This window comes from Kaistella chaponensis, from assembly GCF_900156725.1.
Taxonomy (GTDB): Bacteria; Bacteroidota; Bacteroidia; order Flavobacteriales; family Weeksellaceae; genus Kaistella; species Kaistella chaponensis.
This window is the reverse complement of the sequence record NZ_FTOI01000004.1, coordinates 202,701-226,020: the sequence shown is the minus strand read 5'-3', so window position 1 is coordinate 226,020 and position 23,320 is coordinate 202,701. Positions and strand designations below refer to the sequence as shown.

The 23,320-nt window shown below is 35.6% G+C and carries 20 protein-coding genes; 5 read left to right on the top strand and 15 right to left on the bottom strand.

The window, feature by feature from the left end:
* Nucleotides 1–35: 35 nt before the first annotated feature.
* The 12 genes from BW932_RS06135 to BW932_RS06075 all read right to left on the bottom strand — a co-directional run bounded on the left by BW932_RS06135 (nucleotide 36) and on the right by BW932_RS06075 (nucleotide 14,407).
* Entirely contained in the window at nucleotides 36–1,016 is a 981-nt protein-coding gene (locus BW932_RS06135; RefSeq protein WP_076386455.1) for an NAD(P)-dependent alcohol dehydrogenase, read from the bottom strand.
* A gap of 118 nt (nucleotides 1,017–1,134) precedes the next feature.
* On the bottom strand, nucleotides 1,135–1,626 hold the full coding sequence (locus tag BW932_RS06130; RefSeq protein ID WP_076386453.1) for a hypothetical protein: 492 nt from the start codon (nucleotides 1,624–1,626) through the stop codon (nucleotides 1,135–1,137).
* Nucleotides 1,627–1,925: 299 nt separating this feature from the next.
* On the bottom strand, nucleotides 1,926–2,423 hold the full coding sequence (locus tag BW932_RS06125) for a hypothetical protein (protein ID WP_076386451.1): 498 nt from the start codon (nucleotides 2,421–2,423) through the stop codon (nucleotides 1,926–1,928).
* 10 nt (nucleotides 2,424–2,433) lie between these two features.
* Complete coding sequence (locus BW932_RS06120; RefSeq protein ID WP_076386449.1) at nucleotides 2,434–2,832, bottom strand: hypothetical protein; 399 nt, start codon at nucleotides 2,830–2,832, stop codon at nucleotides 2,434–2,436.
* Nucleotides 2,833–3,142: 310 nt separating this feature from the next.
* Nucleotides 3,143–3,991, bottom strand: coding sequence for an alpha/beta hydrolase family esterase (locus BW932_RS06115; RefSeq protein WP_076386447.1), 849 nt, complete (start codon nucleotides 3,989–3,991; stop codon nucleotides 3,143–3,145).
* A 336-nt stretch (nucleotides 3,992–4,327) separates the two neighbouring features.
* Entirely contained in the window at nucleotides 4,328–4,690 is a 363-nt protein-coding gene (locus BW932_RS06105; protein WP_076386443.1) for an RNA polymerase sigma factor, read from the bottom strand.
* A gap of 282 nt (nucleotides 4,691–4,972) precedes the next feature.
* Nucleotides 4,973–6,367, bottom strand: a complete 1,395-nt coding sequence (locus BW932_RS06100; RefSeq protein WP_245820661.1) for a SusD/RagB family nutrient-binding outer membrane lipoprotein — start codon at nucleotides 6,365–6,367, stop codon at nucleotides 4,973–4,975.
* 49 nt (nucleotides 6,368–6,416) lie between these two features.
* Nucleotides 6,417–9,443, bottom strand: a complete 3,027-nt coding sequence (locus BW932_RS06095; RefSeq protein ID WP_076386439.1) for a SusC/RagA family TonB-linked outer membrane protein — start codon at nucleotides 9,441–9,443, stop codon at nucleotides 6,417–6,419.
* A gap of 126 nt (nucleotides 9,444–9,569) precedes the next feature.
* On the bottom strand, nucleotides 9,570–10,265 hold the full coding sequence (locus tag BW932_RS06090; RefSeq protein ID WP_076386437.1) for a LytR/AlgR family response regulator transcription factor: 696 nt from the start codon (nucleotides 10,263–10,265) through the stop codon (nucleotides 9,570–9,572).
* Between the two features lie 2 nt (nucleotides 10,266–10,267).
* Nucleotides 10,268–11,311 carry a sensor histidine kinase gene (locus tag BW932_RS06085; protein WP_076386435.1) on the bottom strand — a complete coding sequence of 348 codons (1,044 nt, stop codon included), beginning with the start codon at nucleotides 11,309–11,311 and terminating at the stop codon, nucleotides 10,268–10,270.
* 64 nt (nucleotides 11,312–11,375) lie between these two features.
* Nucleotides 11,376–11,777 carry a hypothetical protein gene (locus tag BW932_RS06080; RefSeq protein WP_076386433.1) on the bottom strand — a complete coding sequence of 134 codons (402 nt, stop codon included), beginning with the start codon at nucleotides 11,775–11,777 and terminating at the stop codon, nucleotides 11,376–11,378.
* Nucleotides 11,778–12,181: 404 nt separating this feature from the next.
* Nucleotides 12,182–14,407 (bottom strand): M1 family metallopeptidase, encoded by a 2,226-nt coding sequence (locus BW932_RS06075; protein WP_076386431.1) that lies wholly within the window; start codon nucleotides 14,405–14,407, stop codon nucleotides 12,182–12,184.
* A 177-nt stretch (nucleotides 14,408–14,584) separates the two neighbouring features.
* Here BW932_RS06075 and BW932_RS06070 point away from each other — a divergent pair, with 177 nt between their 5' ends.
* Nucleotides 14,585–15,061 carry a hypothetical protein gene (locus BW932_RS06070; protein WP_076386429.1) on the top strand — a complete coding sequence of 159 codons (477 nt, stop codon included), beginning with the start codon at nucleotides 14,585–14,587 and terminating at the stop codon, nucleotides 15,059–15,061.
* A gap of 69 nt (nucleotides 15,062–15,130) precedes the next feature.
* On the opposite strand, the gene BW932_RS06065 is transcribed toward BW932_RS06070, so the two are convergent.
* A complete protein-coding gene (locus BW932_RS06065) occupies nucleotides 15,131–16,012 on the bottom strand; it encodes an SDR family oxidoreductase (protein ID WP_076386427.1) in 882 nt (293 codons plus the stop codon).
* Between the two features lie 1,047 nt (nucleotides 16,013–17,059).
* Between BW932_RS06065 and BW932_RS06060 the strand changes: the two genes are divergently transcribed.
* From BW932_RS06060 to BW932_RS06045, 4 genes are all read left to right on the top strand, one after another.
* Nucleotides 17,060–17,371, top strand: a complete 312-nt coding sequence (locus BW932_RS06060; RefSeq protein ID WP_076386425.1) for a GIY-YIG nuclease family protein — start codon at nucleotides 17,060–17,062, stop codon at nucleotides 17,369–17,371.
* Nucleotides 17,372–18,263: 892 nt separating this feature from the next.
* Nucleotides 18,264–18,569, top strand: a complete 306-nt coding sequence (locus BW932_RS06055) for a hypothetical protein (RefSeq protein ID WP_076386423.1) — start codon at nucleotides 18,264–18,266, stop codon at nucleotides 18,567–18,569.
* Between the two features lie 2 nt (nucleotides 18,570–18,571).
* Complete coding sequence (locus BW932_RS06050) at nucleotides 18,572–19,135, top strand: hypothetical protein (protein WP_076386420.1); 564 nt, start codon at nucleotides 18,572–18,574, stop codon at nucleotides 19,133–19,135.
* A 38-nt stretch (nucleotides 19,136–19,173) separates the two neighbouring features.
* Nucleotides 19,174–19,494, top strand: coding sequence for a hypothetical protein (locus tag BW932_RS06045; RefSeq protein ID WP_076386418.1), 321 nt, complete (start codon nucleotides 19,174–19,176; stop codon nucleotides 19,492–19,494).
* 214 nt (nucleotides 19,495–19,708) lie between these two features.
* On the opposite strand, the gene BW932_RS06040 is transcribed toward BW932_RS06045, so the two are convergent.
* Nucleotides 19,709–22,636 carry a M16 family metallopeptidase gene (locus BW932_RS06040; protein ID WP_076386417.1) on the bottom strand — a complete coding sequence of 976 codons (2,928 nt, stop codon included), beginning with the start codon at nucleotides 22,634–22,636 and terminating at the stop codon, nucleotides 19,709–19,711.
* 45 nt (nucleotides 22,637–22,681) lie between these two features.
* Nucleotides 22,682–23,317, bottom strand: coding sequence for a lysoplasmalogenase (locus BW932_RS06035; protein WP_076386562.1), 636 nt, complete (start codon nucleotides 23,315–23,317; stop codon nucleotides 22,682–22,684).
* Between the last annotated feature and the right edge of the window lie 3 nt (nucleotides 23,318–23,320).

Below are 23,320 nucleotides of genomic sequence, written 5' to 3'. Positions count from 1 at the left end.
TGCTACGACTTGCAGTCTATTTTTTTTAAAAAATTTTAATCAGAGCGGGTTGAGCCATTCATCAGAATTATAACATTACCGGTTTTCATTCCTAAATCTACATAAGTGTGTGCATCTACAATTTGATCCAAATAAAAATACCGATCAATAACGGGACTGAACAGATCTTGCTCTACCAGATCTCTCAAATAAATAACGGTTTTCTGATCAATTTTTGGAATAGGAAAAAGCACTCTTTTTTTTCCCCGGAAAAATGTTTTCATTGCGAGAAATGCGTTTTCCCAATTCTTTCCTGGTTCTGTAGAAATGTAAATACCGTTCTCCTTCAACAATGCTTTGCTTTTACTAAAGTTGATTTTGCCCACCGTATCAAAAACAAAATCAAAACGCGTGGAAATGTCGAAGAGGTTTTCCTTTTGATAATCGATTACCGCGTTTGCACCAAGATCTTTAACCAATTGTACATTTCTGGTATTGCAGACCGCGGTTACTTCAGCACCTTTTGCTTTTAACAGTTGTACTGCTGCAGATCCAATCGCACCTGTTGCGCCATAAACTAACACATCGGCACCACTTCTCACTTTTGCGGCCCTAATAATATTGAGTGCGTAATGAGCACCTTCTAAAATTGCAGCAGATTTTACAACCGACAGGTTTTTCGGAATGGTGCTCACGGCCGCATCCTGAGAAATCTTGAGGTATTCTGCATGTCCACCAAAAGTGTTTTCATTAAATCCAAAAACCTCATCGCCCACTGAAAATCTGGACACTTTACCGCCTTTTTTTTCTACTGTTCCGGCAAATTCGCACCCTAAAATTTGACGCTTAGGCCGAAATAATCCATAAAAAAATCTAGTTACGAAATATTCAGCACTGCGAATACCGGTATCGGTACGGTTAATGGTAGAGGCGGAAATTTTAATTAAAATTTCTTTGTCTGAAGGTTCAGGTTTTCCAACTTTTTGTACAGAAACGACATACGGACCTCCATATTTTTTATAGATTGCTGCTTTCATATTTCGGGTAGTATAATGGTTGATGATTTTAGCGATTCATTTTGGAAATGATTATTTACTTAATGTACGGGTGCTAATTTTTACCAAAAATAACCTGCACCCACAAAAAGTTGGAAAATTAAAATTTGTATGTAATTCCTAATTTACCACCTGTAGTAGAATTTCCGCTTCCTCCTTCGAGATTTACACCAAATGTATCCGAAAAAAAGTATCGACCTCCTACCTGAAATCCAATTCCAAAACCACTATCTTCAGCAAGTAATTCGTAAGCAGAGTCCGTATTCCAGATGTAATAATTTGCACTCGCACCGGCATAAAAATCCCATTTACTAGGTATACTTAAAATTTTGTTAAAGTGATAATTACCATTCACCTGCAAACCAATAATGGAGCTTTTGAATCCTACCTGGCTGTAAGATCGATATGATCCTTCCACACCTACTGTTAAATCGGTAGCAATTCCATAATCCAGTCCCGCATAAACCGGAGTTCCCCACCCTGAGATTCCAAAACCTGCGTTAAATTGTGTGCCTCCTTTTTCCAAAGGAGCTTGAGCATTCATGAATCCAAATGTGATCATTGTTGCTACTGCTAAAAGTTGTTTTTTCATTGATTAGAAAATTTTTGAATTATGTTTTATTGTTATAATATTATTTACTAAAACCAGACTGAACCAGAAATTAATAATACTCCTAAATTGAATAGAACCTTTAATCCTCCTTCTTACTAAAATCAACTAACCTTTATCAAAAGAAAAAGTTAGTTGAAGTGCAATTAAGTTCTAAATCCAAGAACCTAATTTAAACATGAAAAAAAACACTATGAATAATAAATAAGGAAACCAATAAACTTTTTTCACAAAGGAGATAAGTTACATTTTAATAAATTACCCCTTTAGGGTGATGCTAATTAGTAAACACTAAAAGCAAACATTGCGTCTTTGGAGCCGAAAAAGTACTGTCCTGCCGTTAAGTTTTTAGCAACCAAATAATAAAAACCTTCTTTTATTTTCACAAGTTCGAAATCTATTTTCTGATAAGAAGTTGAGCTACTACCAATTTTCGCCTGTGAAGCAATAAAAACTCTTTTGTCTTTCCTGATTTCAAATTGAGCTAAATCGAAAACTGCAGATGCATCAGTTCCAGGTACAACTTTTACTATAAATTTCAATTCAGTTTGACGCGGAATTAAAACCTTAGAGGTAGCTCCTTCCAAAAAAAAACCAGCCTCTGCAGAGAAAAGTCCCTTCGCTTTAGCCATAGTATTATACTGTGATTTTTCAAGTTCAACCAGTTGTTTTTTATTCTGGTCAAAATAAGCTGGCTTATCATTAAACTCAGGTAATGGAATTTGAGCCTTTAAATTTGTAAGTGATAAAAACAGGATATATAAAAAAAATATTTTCATTGTCTCGATTTTAAGGAAATAAATGAACTAAAGCGCCCGTTCCAACATTAGTAAAAGTCTGAGTCTCTACTTGTTTATCATCGACAAAAATTTCCAGTTTTACATTTGTGTCTGGTAAACCTCCAAAACCCATAGATGCTGTGTCATATTGATTCACTGTTCTTGTGATTGATTTTGAAAATGGTAGCGTTGGATTAGTAACATTACTGACTCCGCCGGTTTCATTGTTGTATGAAATTAATTGTAAGGAAGTAGACTGGGGACTAGTAACTACGTAAGTGATTTTAACTTTTCTCGGATAAGCATTAGTTGGGCCATCATTAGTGTCATCATCTTTTCGGCAAGAAATTACCAAGAGTGAAAAAACAGTGACGAAAAGAATAATTGAAATTTTTTTAATTTTTTTCATAATTTAATTTTTTGAAAGATTATTTTTAAATATTATCTGAAATAAATGACGATGACTGTAACGAATCAAATTTTATATAGCCGAACCTTTTATTATTTAAGAGTGCAATTTCAATAATCTTTAAGTATGATGAAAATCTTATCTCTCAACTGCCTGATTTTGTCTACGAAAAGCATTAAGTACAAATAACTGCACTATTTTATTTAATATCTATATCAGAATAATGTAGAAAAATTCTATAGGAGAATAATTTTATACATCGATATTCATGAGAATTTTAATATTGTATTTTCAAAAAGATTTAGTGTAATTATTCTAGTCTTTCGAAAAAATTCCAAATATATTCGTTGATATTGATTTCTTTTGACGTTAATCCAATGGGCAATCCGATATTGAAATCATCCGCTCCAGGCCACGTGTGACCTCCATTAACCACCGTTAAAAGGGAGGTGTTGCCAGATGCTGATGTTAAAATATTCAGGCTGGTTTGATCTTTTTTATCTCGATCAATGGTGGTTATTGTATCTTCTAAAGCGTCATTATTTTTCCAAAATTTATAAGAATTCATCGCTGAAAAATATCCGCCATGTTTTCCAGCATAGTCTACCACTTTATCCTCCGTTCCGTGGATCATTAAAACTTTAACTGGCATAGGGTTTTTCTTGTAAATGGCCACCGAATCTGGCACTGAAGCACCAACGGTTGCAATGGCAGAAAGTCGATGGGGTAATTCTGCCGCAATCCGATGACAAAAAAAACCGCCGCGGGATAATCCGGTAGCATAAACTTTTTTAGGATTTATTTTATAATCTTTTTGGATTTGATTAAGTAAACTCTCAGTAAATCCAATATCATCAGTCCCCTCTTTGTACGACATCCCAAAACCAACGTTCCAATCTTCTTTTATCCCCCGTGGATAAACAACGATAAAACCGTATTTGTCTGCAATCCGGTTAAATCCAGTGTATAGCATTTGCTCCGCGGGTGTCATTCCACCGCCATGAAAATTGAAAACGACAGGATAACTTTTGCCAGGATCCAATTCCTTCGGGGTATAGATGATATATTTTCTTTTCACTTCCTTATGCAAAAGCGTTTTTGTCTGTGCAAGAGCAATCAGTTGAAAAAGTAAAAGCGATATAATGAGTAGATTTTTCATAACTAATTTTTTAAAAATTTTTTAAATTTGTCGACTTTAGAAATAATTTTTTCGTTATCAGATTTAATTTTTAAATGCAATTTAGGTTTGATAAAAAACCAGGGTATGCCATTGAAAAGTAGCATCATCACCAAAAAGAGCATAAAAAGTGAGTCTGATTTTAGCAATTTATCCAGAAACAATAAAAAGACAGCAATAGATAGCAAGGTGATGGAGATACTGTTTATTACAAGTTGTTTTACTGCTTTCCACATTTGATTTTCCCCCAAAGTCTCCATGAAATCAATATTATTGAGCAAATAATCTTTGTTCTGAATCTTTATTTTTGTCCAGGAATTATAAAGATGAAACAGGGATACAAAAAGCAGTGACCTTCTCCAACTCAAAGATGTATTTCTGAAGATTGGCGAAATTTTCCTCTAAATCCGGAACTTCTTTTGTTTCATGAAGAGAAAAATCATAATTGTAAACAGATTGTTTGCGATTTTCATTTTCAATCTGTCTTAAGCATTTATTTGTTGCAATTTTAAAGATCCAACCCGAAATATTATTCTGGTTTTTAAGATTTTTTAATTGCTCAAAAACCGTGATAAAGGTTTCTTGAGTGATATCTTTTGCCTGATGTACATCATTAAAATAACCCAGACACAGCCTGAATATTTTCGGAGAATAATGATGATATAAATTTTCGAAGTCCATTCTATAACTATAATACGCAAGGAGATGAAATGTTACAAATTTTTATCGATAACTATAAATTTAGGAAATTGAGATCTGCAATTCGCTCTCAATTTTATTTATAATTAAGAAAATAATTTTTATTGCGATGGATTAATTTTTTATTTTGATATTTATCATTTAAAATTTACGATATATTTTTATACAAAAAAACCGCCTCCATAAAAAGCGGTACAAAAAGCATAAAATTGTTGAAAAAATTTAACTTAATATAAAGTTAACTATGATTTTTGTTTTTAATAATTAAAATTTATCCCAAAATAATTTAGTTGTTAATTTATCGCCTCCAATTGCCGTTCCGGCGTTAGTATAATTCGTTCCGTTGGTTGAAGCTTCTAATGTTGGATACTGCAATCTTACAGGCACCTTTCCCTCTGCATTAGATATCGCGGTTAAGGGCGCAACCAAAACAGGATAATCGAGTCTTCTGTAAAAATTGTAAGAGACATTCGCCTGATTATACATCGCTACCCAGGCTTGTTGCCCGATGGATTTTTTCCAATTAACCGCATCAAAAGGATTTGCAGTCAAGTAATCATCTGCCTGAGCATTTGTCAGTCCCCATTCCAAAAACGAGGCGCTAACCGCTTTGTCATACAATGTTTTGGGATCACCACCCAAATTAAATCTGGCAGCAGCCTCGGCCAGATAAAAAGCTACTTCGGTATAAGTCAAAATATTTCCCGGTGTGGTAGATGTGTAAGCGAAAGTACCTGGTGCAGAAAAATCTTCAAAATTCCCGGGTTGTCCCACGACCTGTCCAATGTACGCACCATCCACATCATCAAAGAATTTAGTAACTCGATTATCATTAGTAGAATTCAAAAAATCTACAAGTGGTTTCGCTCCAAAAAAATCGTCTCTATTGTTAGCAAAGACATTTTCATATATAGGATTATAATTAGGTGAACTACTTAAATACTGAAATTTACAGCTGTCATCTAACGAAGTCATAACACCTCCAGAAATAGCGCTGGTTATGGTGGTTTTCGCTAAAGTAGGATTTACATCAGATAAGGATATTCCTAATTTCAGTAAGAGCGAATTTCCGAACTTTTTCCATTTTGATAAATCACCCTTATAATACACATCTCCACTTCCAAAACTCCCTCCATTAGTTATGTTGGCAATATCTGAATTTAATCTCGTGATCAGAGACGCATAAATATCTGCGGCATTATCGTATGCAGGCAATTGATATTGTGCATTATTTAATGCCTGCGAATAGGGTATATTTCCAAAAAGATCGACCATATTCTGATAAGTATAAACCATCATCATATCTATGATAGCCAATTGATTTTTTTTCTTCACTTCCCATCCACTTATTTCAGAGGCTGCAGGTTGATAAACATTAATTAAATCTTTAGCTTTTTGTAGATTGTTAAGAACATTAATGTAATTTAATCCCCATATATTATCTGAAACATTGCGATTGGTGAAGTTGTAGTTGCTTTCACTTACGTAAGTAACTTCCTGCCAATATTGCATAGTCAATCGAAAGTTATTTTCATTGACGTTAGGGGTATTCATATAATCACTCAGCTCTTTCTCGGCATAGGTTACAAGTGATTCAGGAATCGCTTCATAAGTTGCATGTTGATCAAGATTCACGTCATCTCTTGTGCAGGATAGCATAACAAATAAAATCGATGCAGTTATTATTCTATTTTTCATATTAAATCTTTTAAAAATTAGCTTTTAGATTAAAGGAAAAGTTTTTAGTGGAGGGCAACGGTCCAGATTGGTATCCTTGAATGTTACCAGAAGAAAGCCCAGCTTCTGGATCTGCAAAGGGTAAATTTTTATGAATAATCCATAAATTGCTGCCTGCAAATCCAACTGATAAACCTTTGATAAATCCATTTTGAAAGAATTTTTCATCAAATTTATAACTGATGGCTACCTCTCTAAGTTTCACAAAACTTGCATCGTAGACGTAAGCAGCAGTAGGAAAATCTGTTTCTAAAACCTGACTTGATTGAGATTTGTCTAAACGTATGGTGTTTGGAATGTAGTTGTTTGGGTTGTTCGGATCTACCATAACTCCAGGTAAAATAATTCCACCTCCATTTGCGAGCGTATTTCTGATTGGATTACCTAAATCATTAATTCCCACTGAGTCTGGATATAATCCGGTTCCATAACCATAATATTGATCCAAAGAAAAAATACTTCCTCCTTGCTTCATATCAATTAAAAAGGAAAAACTAAGATTTTTATAGGTAAAGGAGTTGGTAAGTCCTGCAAAATATTTTGCCTGAAAACTTCCTAGATTATTGTTATTGTCGGTAGTACTTAGATAAGATCCATTTTCGCCAACGACTTTGTTTCCACTGCTGTCATAAACAAAATCTGCACCCCACAACGTTCCATAATCTCCGTTTAATGGTGCATTTACACTTATTCCTCCCTGAAATGCTCCTATATTAATATTCTCAATTCCTTCTCTCAAGGCTGTGACTTTTGTATTAGGATTTGACCAGTTAAGTGCGAGATTCCAGCTGAAATTTTCGGTTCTTATCGGAGTAACGTTGATCGATACTTCAAAACCTTTTGTGGTGAGTTCACCCGTATTTTGAACTTTTGCACCTGACCCGTTTGCGAGAGAAATTGGTAGTGGCAAAATCTGATCAAAAGCGATGTTCCTAAACCAGGATACGTCAAAACCAAATCGGTTCTTAAAAAATTGCGCTTCAGCACCAACTTCTATATTTTTTAATTTTTGAGGAAGGAGTTCCGCATTTCGCAAAGTCGTACTGTAAGAATATACCGGAATATTTCCAAATGCAGTCTGAACATTGTATCTGTTTCTTAATTGATCAGCGGCAGTATCTGAACCAACTTCTGCATAAGCTCCTCTTAATTTTGCAAAACTTAACCAGTCTTGTTTAATTAAATTGGAGACCACCACACTTCCTGATAAAGATGGATAGTAGTACACTGATTTATCCGAAGGTAAAGAAGATGACTGATCTCTACGGAAAGTACCTTCTAAATAGTAAGTATTTTTATAACCCAAGGAAGCTTGAGTAAATGCACCGTAGATATATTTTGAAGTATCGGATATCAATGGTCTTGCAGGTGCAGATACAGAGTTGGAAATCGTGTAGAGTCCGGGAATATACAAACCTCCGGAAGTTGTCTGCGAAACGGAATAATTATTCTGAACATTGATGTTTCCACCCAATAACATTTGCAAACTGAAATCATTGTCAAAGTTTTTCTTATAAGTGGCAATTAAGTCGTAGTTTGTTTCAGTAAATTTTAGATTGGTCAAAGCATATCCCGAAGGTTGTTCTACTGTATTAAAACTAAAATTAGCGGGTACGGAACCGGTCGCTCGTCTTTCTTCCAGCGTCATATTGTACGTGTCAATCCCTGTTCTCGCGAGAATATTAAAGTTCTTTGAAACATCATAATTAAGACTGAAGTTCCCTGCGAAGCGGTCTCTACTGTCCGTCTGATAATTTTCATACCGCTGAAAATAGGGATTGTCCCAATATTGAGGAGCTAAATTCGTAACGCTTTTAATATTCCAGGTGTAATTCTTTTTAAAATTTTGATAAAGATATTTTTGATCTTTAAGGTCCACATTCGTAGCCCACCACTGCCGAAAATTACTCATGATATTATCACCATAACCGGTGGAATTTCTTCCTTTAGTATCTTGCGTGATATAATTGGCGAAAATATTAGCGGTTAACTTTTCGCTTAGTTTATAAGAGGCATTTCCTCCAAAATTATTTTTGATCAACGAAGCATTGGGCATAATGTCTGTCGCATTTGTATTCCCATAACTTAGTCTGAAAGTTGCTCTATCACTGCCGCCACTGAACGCTACATTATTAACGGTATTGAACCCTTTTTCAAAGAAACTGATAGGTCCATTTTTAGCCATAACCCAAGGCGCTTTTTTACCAAAATTGGCTGCACCTGGAATAAATGCATCATATTGCCACACCAGAAGATTGGGATCATAAGGTGCTCCATACGATGCATCATGTCCAAATATTGCTCGCGGAGCTCCTTGATAGGTGCCAAAGACATTTCCTAAATATCCTTGTCCATATTCTTTTTGATATTCTGGGAAGGTTTCCTTATCTACTACGGATACAGTGACCGAGCTGGAAAACTCAATTCCTATCCCCGCTTGATTTTTCTTCCCTTTTTTAGTGGTAATAATAATGGCACCATTTTGTGCCCTGGATCCATATAAAGCGGTTGCAGCAGCACCTTTTAATACGTTTACTGTCTCAATATCATTTGGATTAATGTCCGAAACAGGACTTCCATAGTCAAAACCTGTACCTGCGTTTTGCTGCGCGTTTGTATTAATATTTCGATTAATAATTGGAACGCCGTCTACCACAAAAAGAGCTTGATTATCGCCTAAAATAGATTTAAAACCGCGCGATACCGCATTGATAGAACCACCAAAATTAGTTGATTGCTTAATTTCCAGGCCTGCAACTTTTCCAGAGAGATTGTTCAGAAAATTGGTCGTTGGATTTTTTGTTATTTCTTCCCCTTTCACTTCTTGGGTAGAATAACCCAAAGATCTTTTTTCTCTTTTGATACCAAGAGCTGTGACCACAACTCCTTCAATATCCTGCGTTTTTACAGTATCAGATTTTAATTGTTGCCCCAAAAATAATTCTGGTGCCAAAAAAAACACAGCACTTGCGGTTAAGAGTTTGAACTGATTTTTCATTATTATTGATTTTTGTTAAAGAATTCTTATCAAAAATCAATATTTGCAAACACACGATGAAATATTATCTACATAAGCTTAAATATTATCTACGAATGAAACTCTATAATATTCAAAAAGGGTATTCTAGACAATGTTTACCAACTCTTTATAAGTCTTACCAATTGGTAATTTTTTACCATTAACAATAATATTTGCTGCACAAAATGCTTCGATCTTGTTATTAGCGATGATGTAGGATTTGTGTATTCTCTGAAATCGGGTCTTATCAAGTTGCTCACCGATTCTGCTGAGAGGTATTTTAACATCATACACGCCAACCTTGGTGTGAATCTTTACATATTCCCGAAGACTTTCAATGTAAAAAATATCATCTAAAAAGATCTTGGTCTTCTTCCTTTGAAAATTGACAAAAAGGTAATCACGATTTTCCATCTCAGAAAAAACTTCTTTTGCATTACGTGCATATCTAAATTTATTCAAAGATTCTAGAAATCGATCATAAGCGATGGGCTTTAAGAGGTAATCGATGATATTGAGATTGTAACCTTCTGAAGCATATTCATGGTATGCAGTTGTTACAATAACAGAGGGCGGATTTTTTATTCTTTTTAGAAAGTCAAAACCTTTTATCACAGGCAGATTCAAATCGAGAAACATTAAATCGACGTCTTGTGTAGACAATAAATTACTTGCATAAACTGCATCTGAGCATTTTCCAATTATTTGGAAATCATGATTTCTTAATAAAAAATTTTCTATAATCCCCGATGCAATAGGCTCATCTTCTACGATGATACATTTAAATTTTTGATCTCTCATAATTATTTATTATTAAAACAGATTTTAAGTTTTATTTCAAAAAATTTCTCATTTTCATGTATTTGGAGATTATGGTTTGGATAAAGTAGCTCTAATTGTCTTTTAATATTCTTCAATCCGATCTTGGTTGATTCTTTATTTGGATTCTCCTCTTTAGAATTTAAAACAGAATAGAATAAAATGTTATTTTGAACCGAAAGATAAATTTTAATAAAGGAATCAAATCTACTTTCGGAAACTCCGTGCTTGAAAGCGTTTTCCACAAAATGGAGCAAGATCAAGGGTGAAATACCCTGTAATTTATTATCTACTTCATGAGAAAATTCTACAGTCAATGAGTGATGTCTAATTTTATGGATATCGATGAAATCTTGAATGTTCTCAATTTCCTTATCAATAGGAACTTCATTTTTTGCAGAATCAAAAATATTATAACGCATGATCTTAGCAAGCTTCAGAATGATTTCAGAAGTCTGATCAGACTTAATAAGCGACAAACCATAAATATTATTTAACGTATTAAATAAAAAATGGGGGTTAATCTGCGTTTTAAGGAGACGAAGTTCGGCGTCGAGCTTTTGATTGGTAATTTCGCTAAGTTGATTTTTAATTTCGATTTTTTGCAAGGATTTTTCCGCTCCAAAAGCGAGTGCAATAACGAAAAGCAGATCCATAAACCCGTTAAAAAGACCGATAGAGACAAATCGTGCTTCTCCTTCAACCTGGTTATAGATAAATGGGTAAATAATATCATGCACATAAATCCTATGTAGCATAACACCACATAATATAACAAAAAGTACCGCAACAAATTTCTTTATAAAAAAATTAAAGTAATGCGAGGGGTGATCCACGAAATAAAGACAGATATAAACAACGGGTATCTTAACCACTAAATAGCCCAGTTCACCGTTCATAGCGTACCAAAATCTCTGAAGATCCGAAATCTTTGGAAACTGGTACTTTAACCACGCAAAATCTAAATAAATTTCTAACAAGGTATATAAAACCCAGAAAATGAGATGGTAAAGTATCTTGTCTTTCATAGGGCAAAACTCTATAATTTATAACTATAAAGTTATGATATATCTACGAACTACAATTAAAAGTCTACGAAATAGGTAACTCCTCTTTTTTCCGAAGACTAATTCCGTCTGGAAAAATGAACGTCAGAAAACAAAAAATAAGTAAAAAATTAAACTCCATTCCATTTCTTCCTCCTCCCACTACATACCAACCCTCTTGCCAATGGATCATAATAATTCCTGCAACTAAAATTATGATATTCAAAACCGAAATTGGAACGATAAATTTATTAAATAGTAGCGCAAAAATTGCCACAAGATGAATCACTTTAATTATTATCGCAAAAGGAACTCCCATGATTCCAAAACCCTGATTACCCAAATAATTCTGCCCAAATTGAATGACATCCATCGTGAAAAAAGAGGGAATCGAATGAAAGCCTAAAATTACAGCAACTGCAAACCGCAAAAAGAATGAATTTTTCATAATTGTATCTATTTAATCGTAATATTACAAATAATGATTACACAAATTCTACAACTGCATACGAACAACCATAAATAGTCTATAATTTAAAAACCTTAAAATTTGGAATTAAAATGAATTTTAAGGTAAAAGCGGAAAATGATATAGTCTCTATCTAATAGATTAGGAGCTATATTATGGATTATTTAAAGTGTTTTAGGGATATAAAGGTTTACAAATTAACTAAGAAATCGGTTTTCTGAACAAGAAATATTTAACATGCTCTATTCGGCTTTGCTTCTCAATACACTAAAAATGAGGAATAAAACTCGAGAATGACAGCATCCGCTGAGAAAAAAAAGTAGAAAAAAAAACTCCCTCAAAATGAATGAAGGAGTTTTCGATATAATCGTGTAGTCTTTTTTTTAATCTTTTGTAAACTCAAATTTTTTACCGCCTTGATTCAAGGTAAAGCCCTTTCGGTCTTTCGTAAACTGGAACTCCAGTCCTGCCATTTCGAAACCAAATTTACCCTCTCCTTCGTAAGCTAAAGGAATTTTCGGTTGTCCAGTTGCTTGCAACATTAACTGATCATTTTCTACCGTAGTGGTGACTTTTAAAGGAATCTGTTTGCTCGAGAAATTCCCGGTAAATTCTTTCAGATCGATCTTTTCTGCAACTGTAGTTCCTGTCATTTTAAAAGTATTATCGGAAACATTTGCATCCGGTAACGTTCCTTTTGGATCCAATTGAACAGAAACGATCTCCTTTTTAGTAGGAACTTCAAACGACCATTCAGAATTTCTTTTCCAGATTTCTACCGGAAGCTGAACATTTTCTGTGGTTCCGTCTTTGAACTTAATGTCCATATTGACAGGCATTGGTAATTGTCCGATATTTTCTACCTTGATAATGGCTCCTTTGGTAAAATCTCCATTTTTATAGGTAACTCCTTTTACAGCCTGATCGATTTTCCACTTGTTTATAAACCATCCTCTCCAAAACCAGCTTAGATCTTCACCTGCAACATTTTCCATGCTGTGGAAAAAATCTTCCGGAGTTGGATGTTTGAAAGCCCATCGCTTAATATATTCCCGAAACGCTTTATCAAAACGCTCCTCACCTAAAATATTATCACGCAGCATCTGTAAGCCAGCTCCCGGTTTGTAATAAGCCAGAAATCCTAAATTTCTTTCCTTCAAATTATCCGGAGCGGTTACAACAGGCTCCATTTGATCACTGTTAAAAGCAAAAGACATCTGTTGAAGTGATTTTGGTACGTAATATTCTCCTTTATTAAAATCTTTTTCGGAAATAGAATTGATAAAGGTATTGAACCCTTCATCCATCCAAGCAAACATTCTTTCATTGGAACCAACGATCATCGGAAACCAATTGTGTCCAAATTCGTGATCGGTAACTCCCCACAAATCTGCGCCTTTGGAATTCATGTGACAGAAAACAATACCGGGATACTCCATTCCACCTTCGTTTCCGGCTACGTTTACCGCAGTTGGATAGGTATATTCAAACCATCTTTTCGAATAATTTTCGATGGACGATTTGGTATATTCCGTGGATCTTCCCCACGCAGCATTTCCGTCACTTTCTACGGGATAGGCAGAAATAGCCAAGGATTTTTTACCACTCGGTAAGTTAATTTTCGCAGCATCCAAGATAAATGCAGAAGACGAAGCCCACGCAAAATCACGGGTGTTTTCAATCTTAAATTTCCACGTTTTTGTTGCGGAAGAAGTTTTTTCACCCGCATTTGCTTCTGCTGCAGAACGGATGATTACCGTTTTATCACTGTTTTTTGCAGCCTCCCATTTTTTAATTTGATCATTGGTGTAAACGTCTTTCGGATTCAATAATTCTCCGGAAGCCACCACATATTGATTCGCAGGAACGGTTAAGTTCGCAGTAATATTTCCATATTCTAAGAAAAATTCACCTGCTCCTAAGTAGGGCAAAGTGTTCCAACCCATGATGTCATCATACACGCACATTCTAGGAAACCACTGCGCCATGGTGAAGATTTTACCGTTTTTCGTCGGTTCTACTCCCATTCTGTCTGATCCATAATTGGGGGAAACGAATGAATAATTCACTACGAATTTAATTACACCACCTTTCGATTTTAATTCCTGTGGAAGATCGATCTGCATTCTGGTGTCCGTAATGGTATATTTCGGGGTGGTTTTCAGGTTTTTTCCGTTGGCGGAAATAATTTCTATTGATTTGATGGTATAACCTCCATCAAACGCCTGACCTTTCGCGCCATTTCTACTTCCACCCAATGGGATTACCGCATTTCCACGGGAATCTTTTTTAAATAAATTTTGATCCAATTGAAGCCACAGAAAGCCCAAATCATCAAAACTATTATTGGTGTAGGTAATTTCTGCAGAGCCGGAAATTTCATTTTTACCATCGTTCAACGTGGCATTCAAGACATAATCTGCACTGTTTTGCCAATAATGATGACCAGGTTGTCCACTTGCGGAGCGGGTTTCCGTTCCATTATTTTTATAAAAAAACGGCTTGAAAGCTTCGGTGTAACTGTACTTTGGCGCCTCGGTTTGTGCAGAAAAATGCACAGAAACGGCCATCGCAAAAGCAAACACCGGTTTGAAGATTTTGAAATTCATTAGATTATTTTAGTGATAAGTATCTTAGAAGGTTCACTTTGTTACAAAGGATACCTCATTACCAAAATTCATTTCTATTAAACCCCATTAAACCGATTACATTTTTAAATGTTTTTCAATGGAAATTAGAAATTATAATATTCTATTTAGTAGTACGTTACAATAAAAATAAATAGTATGAAAAATTTAAAAAAAGTACAGTTTGGTTTCCTAATCGCGGCCATATTTTGGATCACTTCTGTCATAAGCTGTAGCACACGAAGTGACGACGACTCAACGAGTCCTGTAAATACACCGAGCAGCGTCATTAATATTGTGAACAACGGAACCTGGAAAGTAACTTATTATTTTGAAAACAATCAAATAAAAACCAGTACGTTTAGTGGATATAATTTCACTTTTGGAGCAAATAATGTTTTGACAGCAAATAATGGAACCAATAATTATACAGGAACATGGTCCGTTACAGATAGCAACAGCAACGATGACAATCCGAGTGATTTACATTTCAATATAGGATTTACAACTCCTGCTCAATTTCAAGAATTAACAGACGATTGGGAAATTATTGAAAAATCTGCGACAGAAATAAAATTAAGAGATGTAAGTGGTGGAAATGGAGGTACAGACTTACTGACTTTTACGAAAAATTAAAACATTTTAGATAAGATTTATAAAAAACTTCAAGGTTGTAGAAACCTTGAAGTTTTTTTATGATTAATTTTAGGAATTCTTCTTTGCCCGAATCATCGCTTCCATTTGATCCCACATTTCCTGAGGAATCGCTTCGAGCATATTGAATTCTCCGGCGCCCTGTAACCATTCGCCACCATCGATGGTTACAACTTCGCCATTCATGTAAGCGGAATAATCGGAAACCAAATACGCGGCTAGATTCGCCAATTCCTGATGTTCTCCCACTCTTCTCAACGGCACTTTTTTGCGCATATCGAATTTTTCTGCCAAATCTCCGGGTAATAATCTTTCCCAAGCGCCTTTTGTAGGGAATGGTCCCGGTGCGATGGCATTGAAACGGATTCCATATTTTGCCCATTCTACGGCTAAACTTCTGGTCATTGCCAAAACTCCGGCTTTTGCACAAGCGGAAGGAACGACATACGCAGAACCTGTCCAAGCGTAAGTGGTGACAATATTTAAGACCGTTCCCGGAACTTTATGATCGATCCAGTATTTCCCGATGGATAAAGTACAGTTTTTCGTGCCTTTCAAAACGATATCCAAAATAGAATCAAAGGCAGAATGTGTCAATCTTTCGGTGGGCGAGATGAAATTTCCGGCAGCGTTATTCAGCAAAATATCAATTTGCCCGAATTCTTTTAGGGTCGCTTCTTTCATCGCTTCAACCTCATCCCAGTTTCTCACGTCGCACTGAACACACAAAACTTTTCCGCCGGTTTCTTCTTCCAGTTCTTTCGCGGTGCCTTGAAGTTTTTCAAGGTTTCTGGAGGTGATGACTACTTTCGCGCCTAACTGCAGGAAATATTTCGTCATGGCTTTTCCGAGGCCGCTTCCACCACCGGTTACGATGGCTACTTTATCTTTTAAGGCGTCTTCTTTGAGCATAGGTTGGGTGTATAAATTCATATTTTAATTTTGATTTAAATTTAAGATTAATTTATCGTCCTATGAAATTTTATAAAATGCAATGAATATTAAATCGAGATTCTAAGATTATTCCTATAAAATAATTCTTGATACTCTTCCTTCGTCAGAATGGCACACACTGTCATTCTAAGCGCAACGAAACGCAGCAGAAGTTCCTCTGTCATTCTGAACGCAACGGAGCGGAGTGAAGAATCTCATCTTGATTGGAGATTCTTCCTTCGTCAGAATGACAAGCGCAGGTGGAGCCAATATCATGGTTCGTAATCATAAGTGGTCTGTCATTCTGAACGCAGCGGAGCGGAGTGAAGAATCTCTTTTTGGTTTACAAGTCTTTTTCTGACAATTGTTGAGATTCTTCCTTCGTCAGAATGACATGCGCCGTCATTCCTAACAAAACGCAGCAGAAATTCCACTGTCATTCTGAACGCAGCGAAGCGGAGTGAAGAATCCCTTTTTGGTTTACAAGTCTTTTTCTGACAATTGTTGAGATTCTTCCTTCGTCAGAATGACATGCGTCGTCATTCCTAACAAAACGCAGCAGAATTTCCACTGTCATTCTGAACGCAGCGGAGCGGAGTGAAGAATCTCTTTTTGGTTTACAAATCTTTTTCTGACAATTGTTGAGATTCTTCCTTCGTCAGAATGACAAGCGCCGTCATTCCCAACAAAACGCAGCAGAAATTCCACTGTCATTCTGAACGCAGCGGAGCGGAGTGAAGAATCTCTTTATGATTGGAGATTCTTCCTTCGTCAGAATGACAAGCGTCGTCATTCCTAACGAAACCGAGCAAAAATTCCACTGTCATTCTGAACGCAGCGGAGCGGAGTGAAGAATCTCTTTTTGGTTTACAAGTCTTTTTCTGACAACTGTTGAGATTCTTCCTTCGTCAGAATGACAAGCGCAGGTGGAGCCAATATCATGGTTCGTAATCATAAGTGGTCTGTCATTCTGAACGCAGCGGAGCGGAGTGAAGAATCTTTAATTCCCACTTTTATTGTATTTTTATATTACAAAAAAGCACAAAGATGAAAACATTAGGTACTCATAATTATTACGTTTATATCTTAACAAATAAAATGAAAACGGTTTTATACACAGGTGTTACGAATGATTTGAAAGCCAGATTATATTGGCATCAAAATCCGGAAGCCATTTCTAAACATTTCACCGCAAAGTATAAATGTTTTTTTCTCCTCTATTATGAAAGTTTTCAAGATATTGAAACTGCAATCAGCAGAGAAAAGCAAATTAAAGGATGGACAAGAAAAAAGAAGGATGATTTAATTACTGGCTTCAATCAAACTTGGCGGTTTCTAAATAAAGACATTGAAGAATGATTTCGATTTAAAGTTTTTTTAGATTCTTCCTTCGTCAGAATGACATGCGTCGTCATTCCTAAGGAAACGCAGGAGAAATTGACTGTCATTCTGAACGCAGCGAAGCGGAGTGAAGAATCTCTTTTTGGTTTACAAGTCTTTTTCTGACAATTGTTGAGATTCTTCCTTCGTCAGAATGACATGCGCCGTCATTCCTAACAAAACGCAGCAGAAATTCCACTGTCATTCTTAACGCAGCGGAGCGGAGTGAAGAATCTCTTTTTGGTTTACAAGTCTTTTTCTAACAATTCTTGAGATTCTTCCTTCGTCAGAATGACATGCGCCGTCATTCCTAACAAAACCGAGCAAAAATTCCACTGTCATTCTGAACGCAGCGAAGCGGAGTGAAGAATCTCTTTATGATTGGAGATTCTTCCTTCGTCAGAATGACAGGGAGTTCCCACAAAAAAAACCACCCAATCAGGCGGTTTTTCTCGTAATATGAAAGATTAACTCAAGAATGACCTTTCGGTAAGTCCCGAAAACTTCAAGCAGAGGTGCGACAAGCTTTCGGGAACTTTGGCAGCACCGCCACTGTTTTGTGCTTAAAATAAGTTGCATCGGGATGCGCTTCTTCTCTTGTTGGCTTACCCAAAATTAGAAAAAATATTGCTGAATTGGTAAAATATTAACTAAAAGTTTTAATTGTTTTTAAAGATTTTTTGGGGATGGGGTGTATTTCGTAAAAGTTTATGGGTGAAATAGTTGGTTGGGGAGGAATTTTTGCTATTTTAGCGGGTGAATAAGTATGACAATTACATCTGAAGCCGACGGAAGTTGGAGGGATTTGTAAAAGTTTGTTGTACATAATACAAGTTAGCGATTAAAGTAAAACACATATAAAAACAAAACTATGGATCAAAGAATATTTCAAGAATTAAAAAAGAGTTCTGAATTAAAACTTACGCAATTAAATGCTGAATTTTCTAAAGTAATGGAAGATGATTTTAATGCAATCTTAGAAAACTCAGTAAATCGAATGCAAAGAGAAGGAAGAATAAGTTCTTCAGATATCGATAATGCAAAAAGAAATATTAATATCTATCTTGAACATTTAGCACAAAATAGAGAAAGACAATTCGGAGGAAGGGACATACTTCGCTACAAATCACTTAATGAATCAAAAAGTAGCATTTGTCCTCTATGGCCAATTTGTTAGTTATGGAAGATAAAGATATTAGGTTTAAAGCCTTTGATTTTGCTTCTGAAACTACAAAGCAACTAGTAACAATTGCAACTGGGATTATTGCATTAATGGTAACTTTTTCTAAAGATGTAATTGGCGAAAACTACACTTCAGAAAAAACACTATTATTTTGGACTTGGGGAATTTATATATTTTCGATTTTGTTTGGAGTATTAACTTTAATGGCTTTAACTGGAACCTTACAACCAAAAAACACCAAACAAAAAGACAAATCCAAAAATGAAGAAATTCAAAATTCAGAATCAAACGAAATTAAATGTTGCGAAAAAATCGATTTGAATATTAATAATTCCAACATTAGATTTTTTTCTTTTCTTCAAATTCTATTTTTTATTATTGCTTTAATTTTGACTACTGTGTTTGGATATAAATCTCTAACTAATGGTGAGATAAAAAATCAAGATTTAAAAAATAAAATTCCTATAATTAGAAAATCAATTTATAATAATGATTCAACAAAAATTTATATTGATACTTTATATCTCGATAAAAACTCCTCGCAAAGCACAAACCGTTAGCAGAAAATAATCTAAGAAAAACACAAAAATTTTTAAAAATGAATATTGAAAATCTTATTGAAGAACAGTCGAAATTTGAACCTTATTTAAAAGATACTGATTATACTTTTATTGGACCTGTTGACCAAAATCTCTTTGAACCTTTCATGAAAAACGCTAATTTAATCGCTCCAATAAAAGGATATAGTAGGAAAATAAAAGATTTCATGTCTGACAAAAGTGCGGTGTCTACAGCGCTTGCTTTGTTGCCAATTGGGACTGAATTAAGAATCTATGTAATAATCGATAAATCTGAAGACATTCTTTTCCACTCTACAATAGAAGAATATTGTGAGAGAATGAAGATTACCTATCCATAGGAAATGTCTCCCCACTTGGCGCTTTTTGTTCTAAGCTTTTTTAAAATAAACTCTCTACCAAACAATCACTGCGCCCCGACCTGAGTGGAGCTCTTTTTGCGAGGAGGCATGACGAACAAAAAGCGGGAACGGAGGGCGGAAATGTGCGCCCAAATAAAAATAAAAAAACTGCTCCAAATCACGGAGCAGTTTCTGTATCAATTATTTGTCAAGTTTAGTACCCGAACAATTCTTCTAAAGAAATCTTCTTCACTTCGCCCAGTTTTTCCAGATCTTTCATCGGAACTCTTTTTTCTGACGCTACGATTGCGTAAGTGTAAGGTTTTCCGGATAAATTAGCATCGTGGAAGGATTTCAAATCCTGCATTTTTACATTGTCTACAGAACTGTAAATCGTTTTGCGCGGATCTTCCGACAAACCTAATTCTTTCGCCGCCAGATAATTAAAGATGATATTGTCCTGCGTAATTCTTTCGGTTTGAATGTCTTTCTTCACCTGCGTTTTTGCGAGGTTTAAATTCTCTGACAGATCAGGCATTTTAGTCAACAATTCAGTCATCGCCGTAGTTGCATCATTGAATTTATCGGCCTGACTTCCCACATAACTCATCATATAATATTCCTGATCTTTTTTCTGCGGCTGCATGTAAACTCCGTAGGTAGAATACGCCAAAGCCTTACTCTCACGAATGGTTTGGAACACGATAGAACCCATTCCACCCCCAAAATAGTTGTTGAAAACTTTGACAATGGTGTTCTTTTTCGCATCGTATTGATCGGTGTTTCTGATCCAACGTGTTTCTGCCTGAACCATTTCGTAATCGGTAAATAAGACTTTGTTTTTGGTTTGCGGGATTTGTTTGAAAACTCTGGTAGAATCTGTGGTGACAAATTGCGCAGGAACCGGATGCATGGTTTTCAGTTTGCTGTCTAAATCTTTCATGGAAGCCGGACCGTAATAAATGACGGTTTGTTCGTACTTGTTGAGGTTTTTAATTCGGTCCACCAATTCTTTGGAAGTCGTAGCTTCTAACTGTGCATTGGTTAAAACATTGTTGAATTTATTTTTTTCGCCGTACAAAGCATAGCTTGTTAAGCCCTGCATAATGGCGCCTTTGTTGGCTTTTACATCTTTTCTTGCTTTTGCCAGTCTTTCTTTCAGACTTTTCAACGCAGCATCATCTGCTTTTACATTGAGCACCAGATCTTCATACAATTTCACGGCTGCATCAAAATTTTCCTGCAAACCTTCGATGGAAACGGTGGTGTATTCTTCGCCTGCAGCAACTGTAAAGTTACACGCGATCTTATAAAATGCTTTTGAAATTTCTTCGGCAGACATTTTATCTGTTCCTAAGAACTGAAGATATTGCGCGGCAAGTGGTTGTTTCAAATCATTTAAAGACCCCACTTTATAGCGGTATTTCAAACGGAAGATTTGATTTTCGGTATTCGGAACGTAAAGCACTTCTGCTTTTCCGAACATTGATTTCTGGATGTCTTTGTTGTAATCCAAAAACACGGGCATTGAAGGATTATTCGGCATTTCGCCTACCATTTTTACAAAAGCAGATTGTTTGTCGGCATTGGTTTCAACCGGCGTAATCGCAGGTTTTTCAATTTTTTGGGAAGCTGGAGATTCTCCTTTTCTTTTCAGAACGGCTACGTAATTTTCGCCTAAATATTTATTGGCAAAAGCGACGATATCTGCTTTAGAAATCTTGGATAAATCGTTTACATACGCCACCTGATCTCTCCAGTTTAATTCTGCAGTAAACGCATCCATCAAAGATCCGGCGCGATCACTATATGTTTCCGATTCGTAAATTTTCTTTTTCTTGATGTTGTTGATGATGGACGTAATTAATTCCTGATCGAAGTTTCCTTTTTTCAGATTGTCGATTTCGCCTAAGACCAAAGATTTTACGTCTTCTAAACTTTGACCATTCGTTGGAGCCGCACTAATGTACAAAACGCCGTAATCAATCAGGGTAAAAGTTTCTGCGGAAGCGCGCAATAATTTTTGTTTTTTCACGAGGTTCAAATCCATTAAACCTGCTTTACCATTGGTTAAAACCTGTCCAACTAAATCTGCGATCAAAACATCTTTGTCTTTATTTCCGGGTAATCTGAAACCCATCGTTAAGTTTTCTGCGTCCGGACCGGTAATTTGTTTCACAACAGGAGCGGAAATCGGAGTTTCCGGCTTGAAGGTATATTTTGCAACCGGTTTGTTTTTCATGTAAGAAAAAGCTTTGTCAACCTGCGCAATCACCATATCCGGATCGAAATCACCTGATAAAATCACGCCCATATTATTGGGAACATAATAATTGTTGAAATATTTTCGGATTTCTACTAAGGAAGGATTCTTCAAATGTTCAACGGTTCCAATTGTAGTTTGCTGTCCGTAATTATGATTTTTGAATAATTCTGCAAATAAAGTTTCGAAAACTTTGCTTCCGTCACTGTCTAAACTTCGGTTTTTTTCTTCGTAAACCGCTTCCAATTCCGTGTGGAAAATTCTTAAAATTGGATTACGGAATCTTTCTCCCTGAACGGCTAAATATTTATTCAAGGAACTGCTTGGAACATCGTCTGTATAAACTGTTTGCTCAAAACTGGTGAATGCATTTGTTCCTTGAGCTCCCATTGCAGCCATCATTTTATCATATTCATTCGCGATGGCAAACTTACTTGCAACTCCGGAAACGGAATCTATCTTTTTGTAAATCGCTTTTCTTTGAGCATCATCTTTGGTTTTATTATACGTTTCGTATAACGCGTCGATCTTGTCTAATTCGGGTTTTTCTTTTGACCAATCCAAAGAACCATATTTGTCGGTTCCTTTGAAAACCATGTGTTCCAGATAATGCGCTAAACCGGTATTGGTACGAGGATCGGTTTTGCTTCCGGCTTTCACCGCAACATACGCCTGAATTCTTGGGTCTTTTTTGGTTGGACTAAGAATAACGGTCAAGCCATTTTTCAAAGTGTAAAATCTGGCGCTCATCGGATCATTTGTTACGAATTTGTACGTGTAACCGTTTTTAGAGGCCTCTTTCCACTCAAATTTATTCTGTGCAAAAGTGTGCAGAGGTAAGAGCAACATGAAAATTGCCAGTGAGAGTTTTTTGAACATAAATTATTTATTTAAAGTATTAGACGAATATTTTTGAAAATTGTTTCAAGACCTTCCATTATTTTTAGATAAAAGCATTCCTCTTACCAAAAACCACTGCGCCAAAACGTAAGTTATCATCACCAATAAATTGAGAATCATTAAAGGTTTCACGAAAAGATTTACGGAAAGTAAAGTATCTGAAATGAGGAATAATAGAGCACCGATCATCAAATTTCTGTTGTGCGTTTTTAGAGCGTTATACATCATCACAGAAATTACAACCGCATAAATTAGGACCGGAATTTTCATTTCTTTTAAATAAGGAAAAAGAAAAACGAGTAAAATTGAGGCATAAAGACCAAGAATAATGGGCCAAAATTTCCAAATTTGATGTTGCGCTTTTTTCTTAAACGAAATAATATAAAATACATGCGCCAATAAAAAACTTCCTAATCCGGGCAGAAAACCCCATTTGAAAAGCAGAAATAAATCTCCGAAAAAACTGAACGCCAATCCCGCCAGAAAAAACTGATCCAACTGAGTTTTCGCAGATTTCACTTGGGAGAAATACAGTAAAATCAAAAGCGGAAGCAAAAGTGGTTTGGTAAAAAACCGCAATTCTGGTTGATTATTGAAAATGAAAAACAAATCAGTTGCAAAAACAATTACCAATAAAATCTGTAAAATTTTTGATCTCATAAA

Coding starts and splice junctions, on each gene's coding strand:
- BW932_RS06135 (WP_076386455.1), bottom strand. CDS start 1,016: ATGAAAGCAGCAATCTATAAAAAATATGGAGGTCCGTATGTCGTTTCT.
- BW932_RS06130 (WP_076386453.1), bottom strand. CDS start 1,626: ATGAAAAAACAACTTTTAGCAGTAGCAACAATGATCACATTTGGATTC.
- BW932_RS06125 (WP_076386451.1), bottom strand. CDS start 2,423: ATGAAAATATTTTTTTTATATATCCTGTTTTTATCACTTACAAATTTA.
- BW932_RS06120 (WP_076386449.1), bottom strand. CDS start 2,832: ATGAAAAAAATTAAAAAAATTTCAATTATTCTTTTCGTCACTGTTTTT.
- BW932_RS06115 (WP_076386447.1), bottom strand. CDS start 3,991: ATGAAAAATCTACTCATTATATCGCTTTTACTTTTTCAACTGATTGCT.
- BW932_RS06105 (WP_076386443.1), bottom strand. CDS start 4,690: ATGGACTTCGAAAATTTATATCATCATTATTCTCCGAAAATATTCAGG.
- BW932_RS06100 (WP_245820661.1), bottom strand. CDS start 6,367: ATGCTATCCTGCACAAGAGATGACGTGAATCTTGATCAACATGCAACT.
- BW932_RS06095 (WP_076386439.1), bottom strand. CDS start 9,443: ATGAAAAATCAGTTCAAACTCTTAACCGCAAGTGCTGTGTTTTTTTTG.
- BW932_RS06090 (WP_076386437.1), bottom strand. CDS start 10,265: ATGAGAGATCAAAAATTTAAATGTATCATCGTAGAAGATGAGCCTATT.
- BW932_RS06085 (WP_076386435.1), bottom strand. CDS start 11,311: ATGAAAGACAAGATACTTTACCATCTCATTTTCTGGGTTTTATATACC.
- BW932_RS06080 (WP_076386433.1), bottom strand. CDS start 11,777: ATGAAAAATTCATTCTTTTTGCGGTTTGCAGTTGCTGTAATTTTAGGC.
- BW932_RS06075 (WP_076386431.1), bottom strand. CDS start 14,407: ATGAATTTCAAAATCTTCAAACCGGTGTTTGCTTTTGCGATGGCCGTT.
- BW932_RS06070 (WP_076386429.1), top strand. CDS start 14,585: ATGAAAAATTTAAAAAAAGTACAGTTTGGTTTCCTAATCGCGGCCATA.
- BW932_RS06065 (WP_076386427.1), bottom strand. CDS start 16,012: ATGAATTTATACACCCAACCTATGCTCAAAGAAGACGCCTTAAAAGAT.
- BW932_RS06060 (WP_076386425.1), top strand. CDS start 17,060: ATGAAAACATTAGGTACTCATAATTATTACGTTTATATCTTAACAAAT.
- BW932_RS06055 (WP_076386423.1), top strand. CDS start 18,264: ATGGATCAAAGAATATTTCAAGAATTAAAAAAGAGTTCTGAATTAAAA.
- BW932_RS06050 (WP_076386420.1), top strand. CDS start 18,572: ATGGAAGATAAAGATATTAGGTTTAAAGCCTTTGATTTTGCTTCTGAA.
- BW932_RS06045 (WP_076386418.1), top strand. CDS start 19,174: ATGAATATTGAAAATCTTATTGAAGAACAGTCGAAATTTGAACCTTAT.
- BW932_RS06040 (WP_076386417.1), bottom strand. CDS start 22,636: ATGTTCAAAAAACTCTCACTGGCAATTTTCATGTTGCTCTTACCTCTG.
- BW932_RS06035 (WP_076386562.1), bottom strand. CDS start 23,317: ATGAGATCAAAAATTTTACAGATTTTATTGGTAATTGTTTTTGCAACT.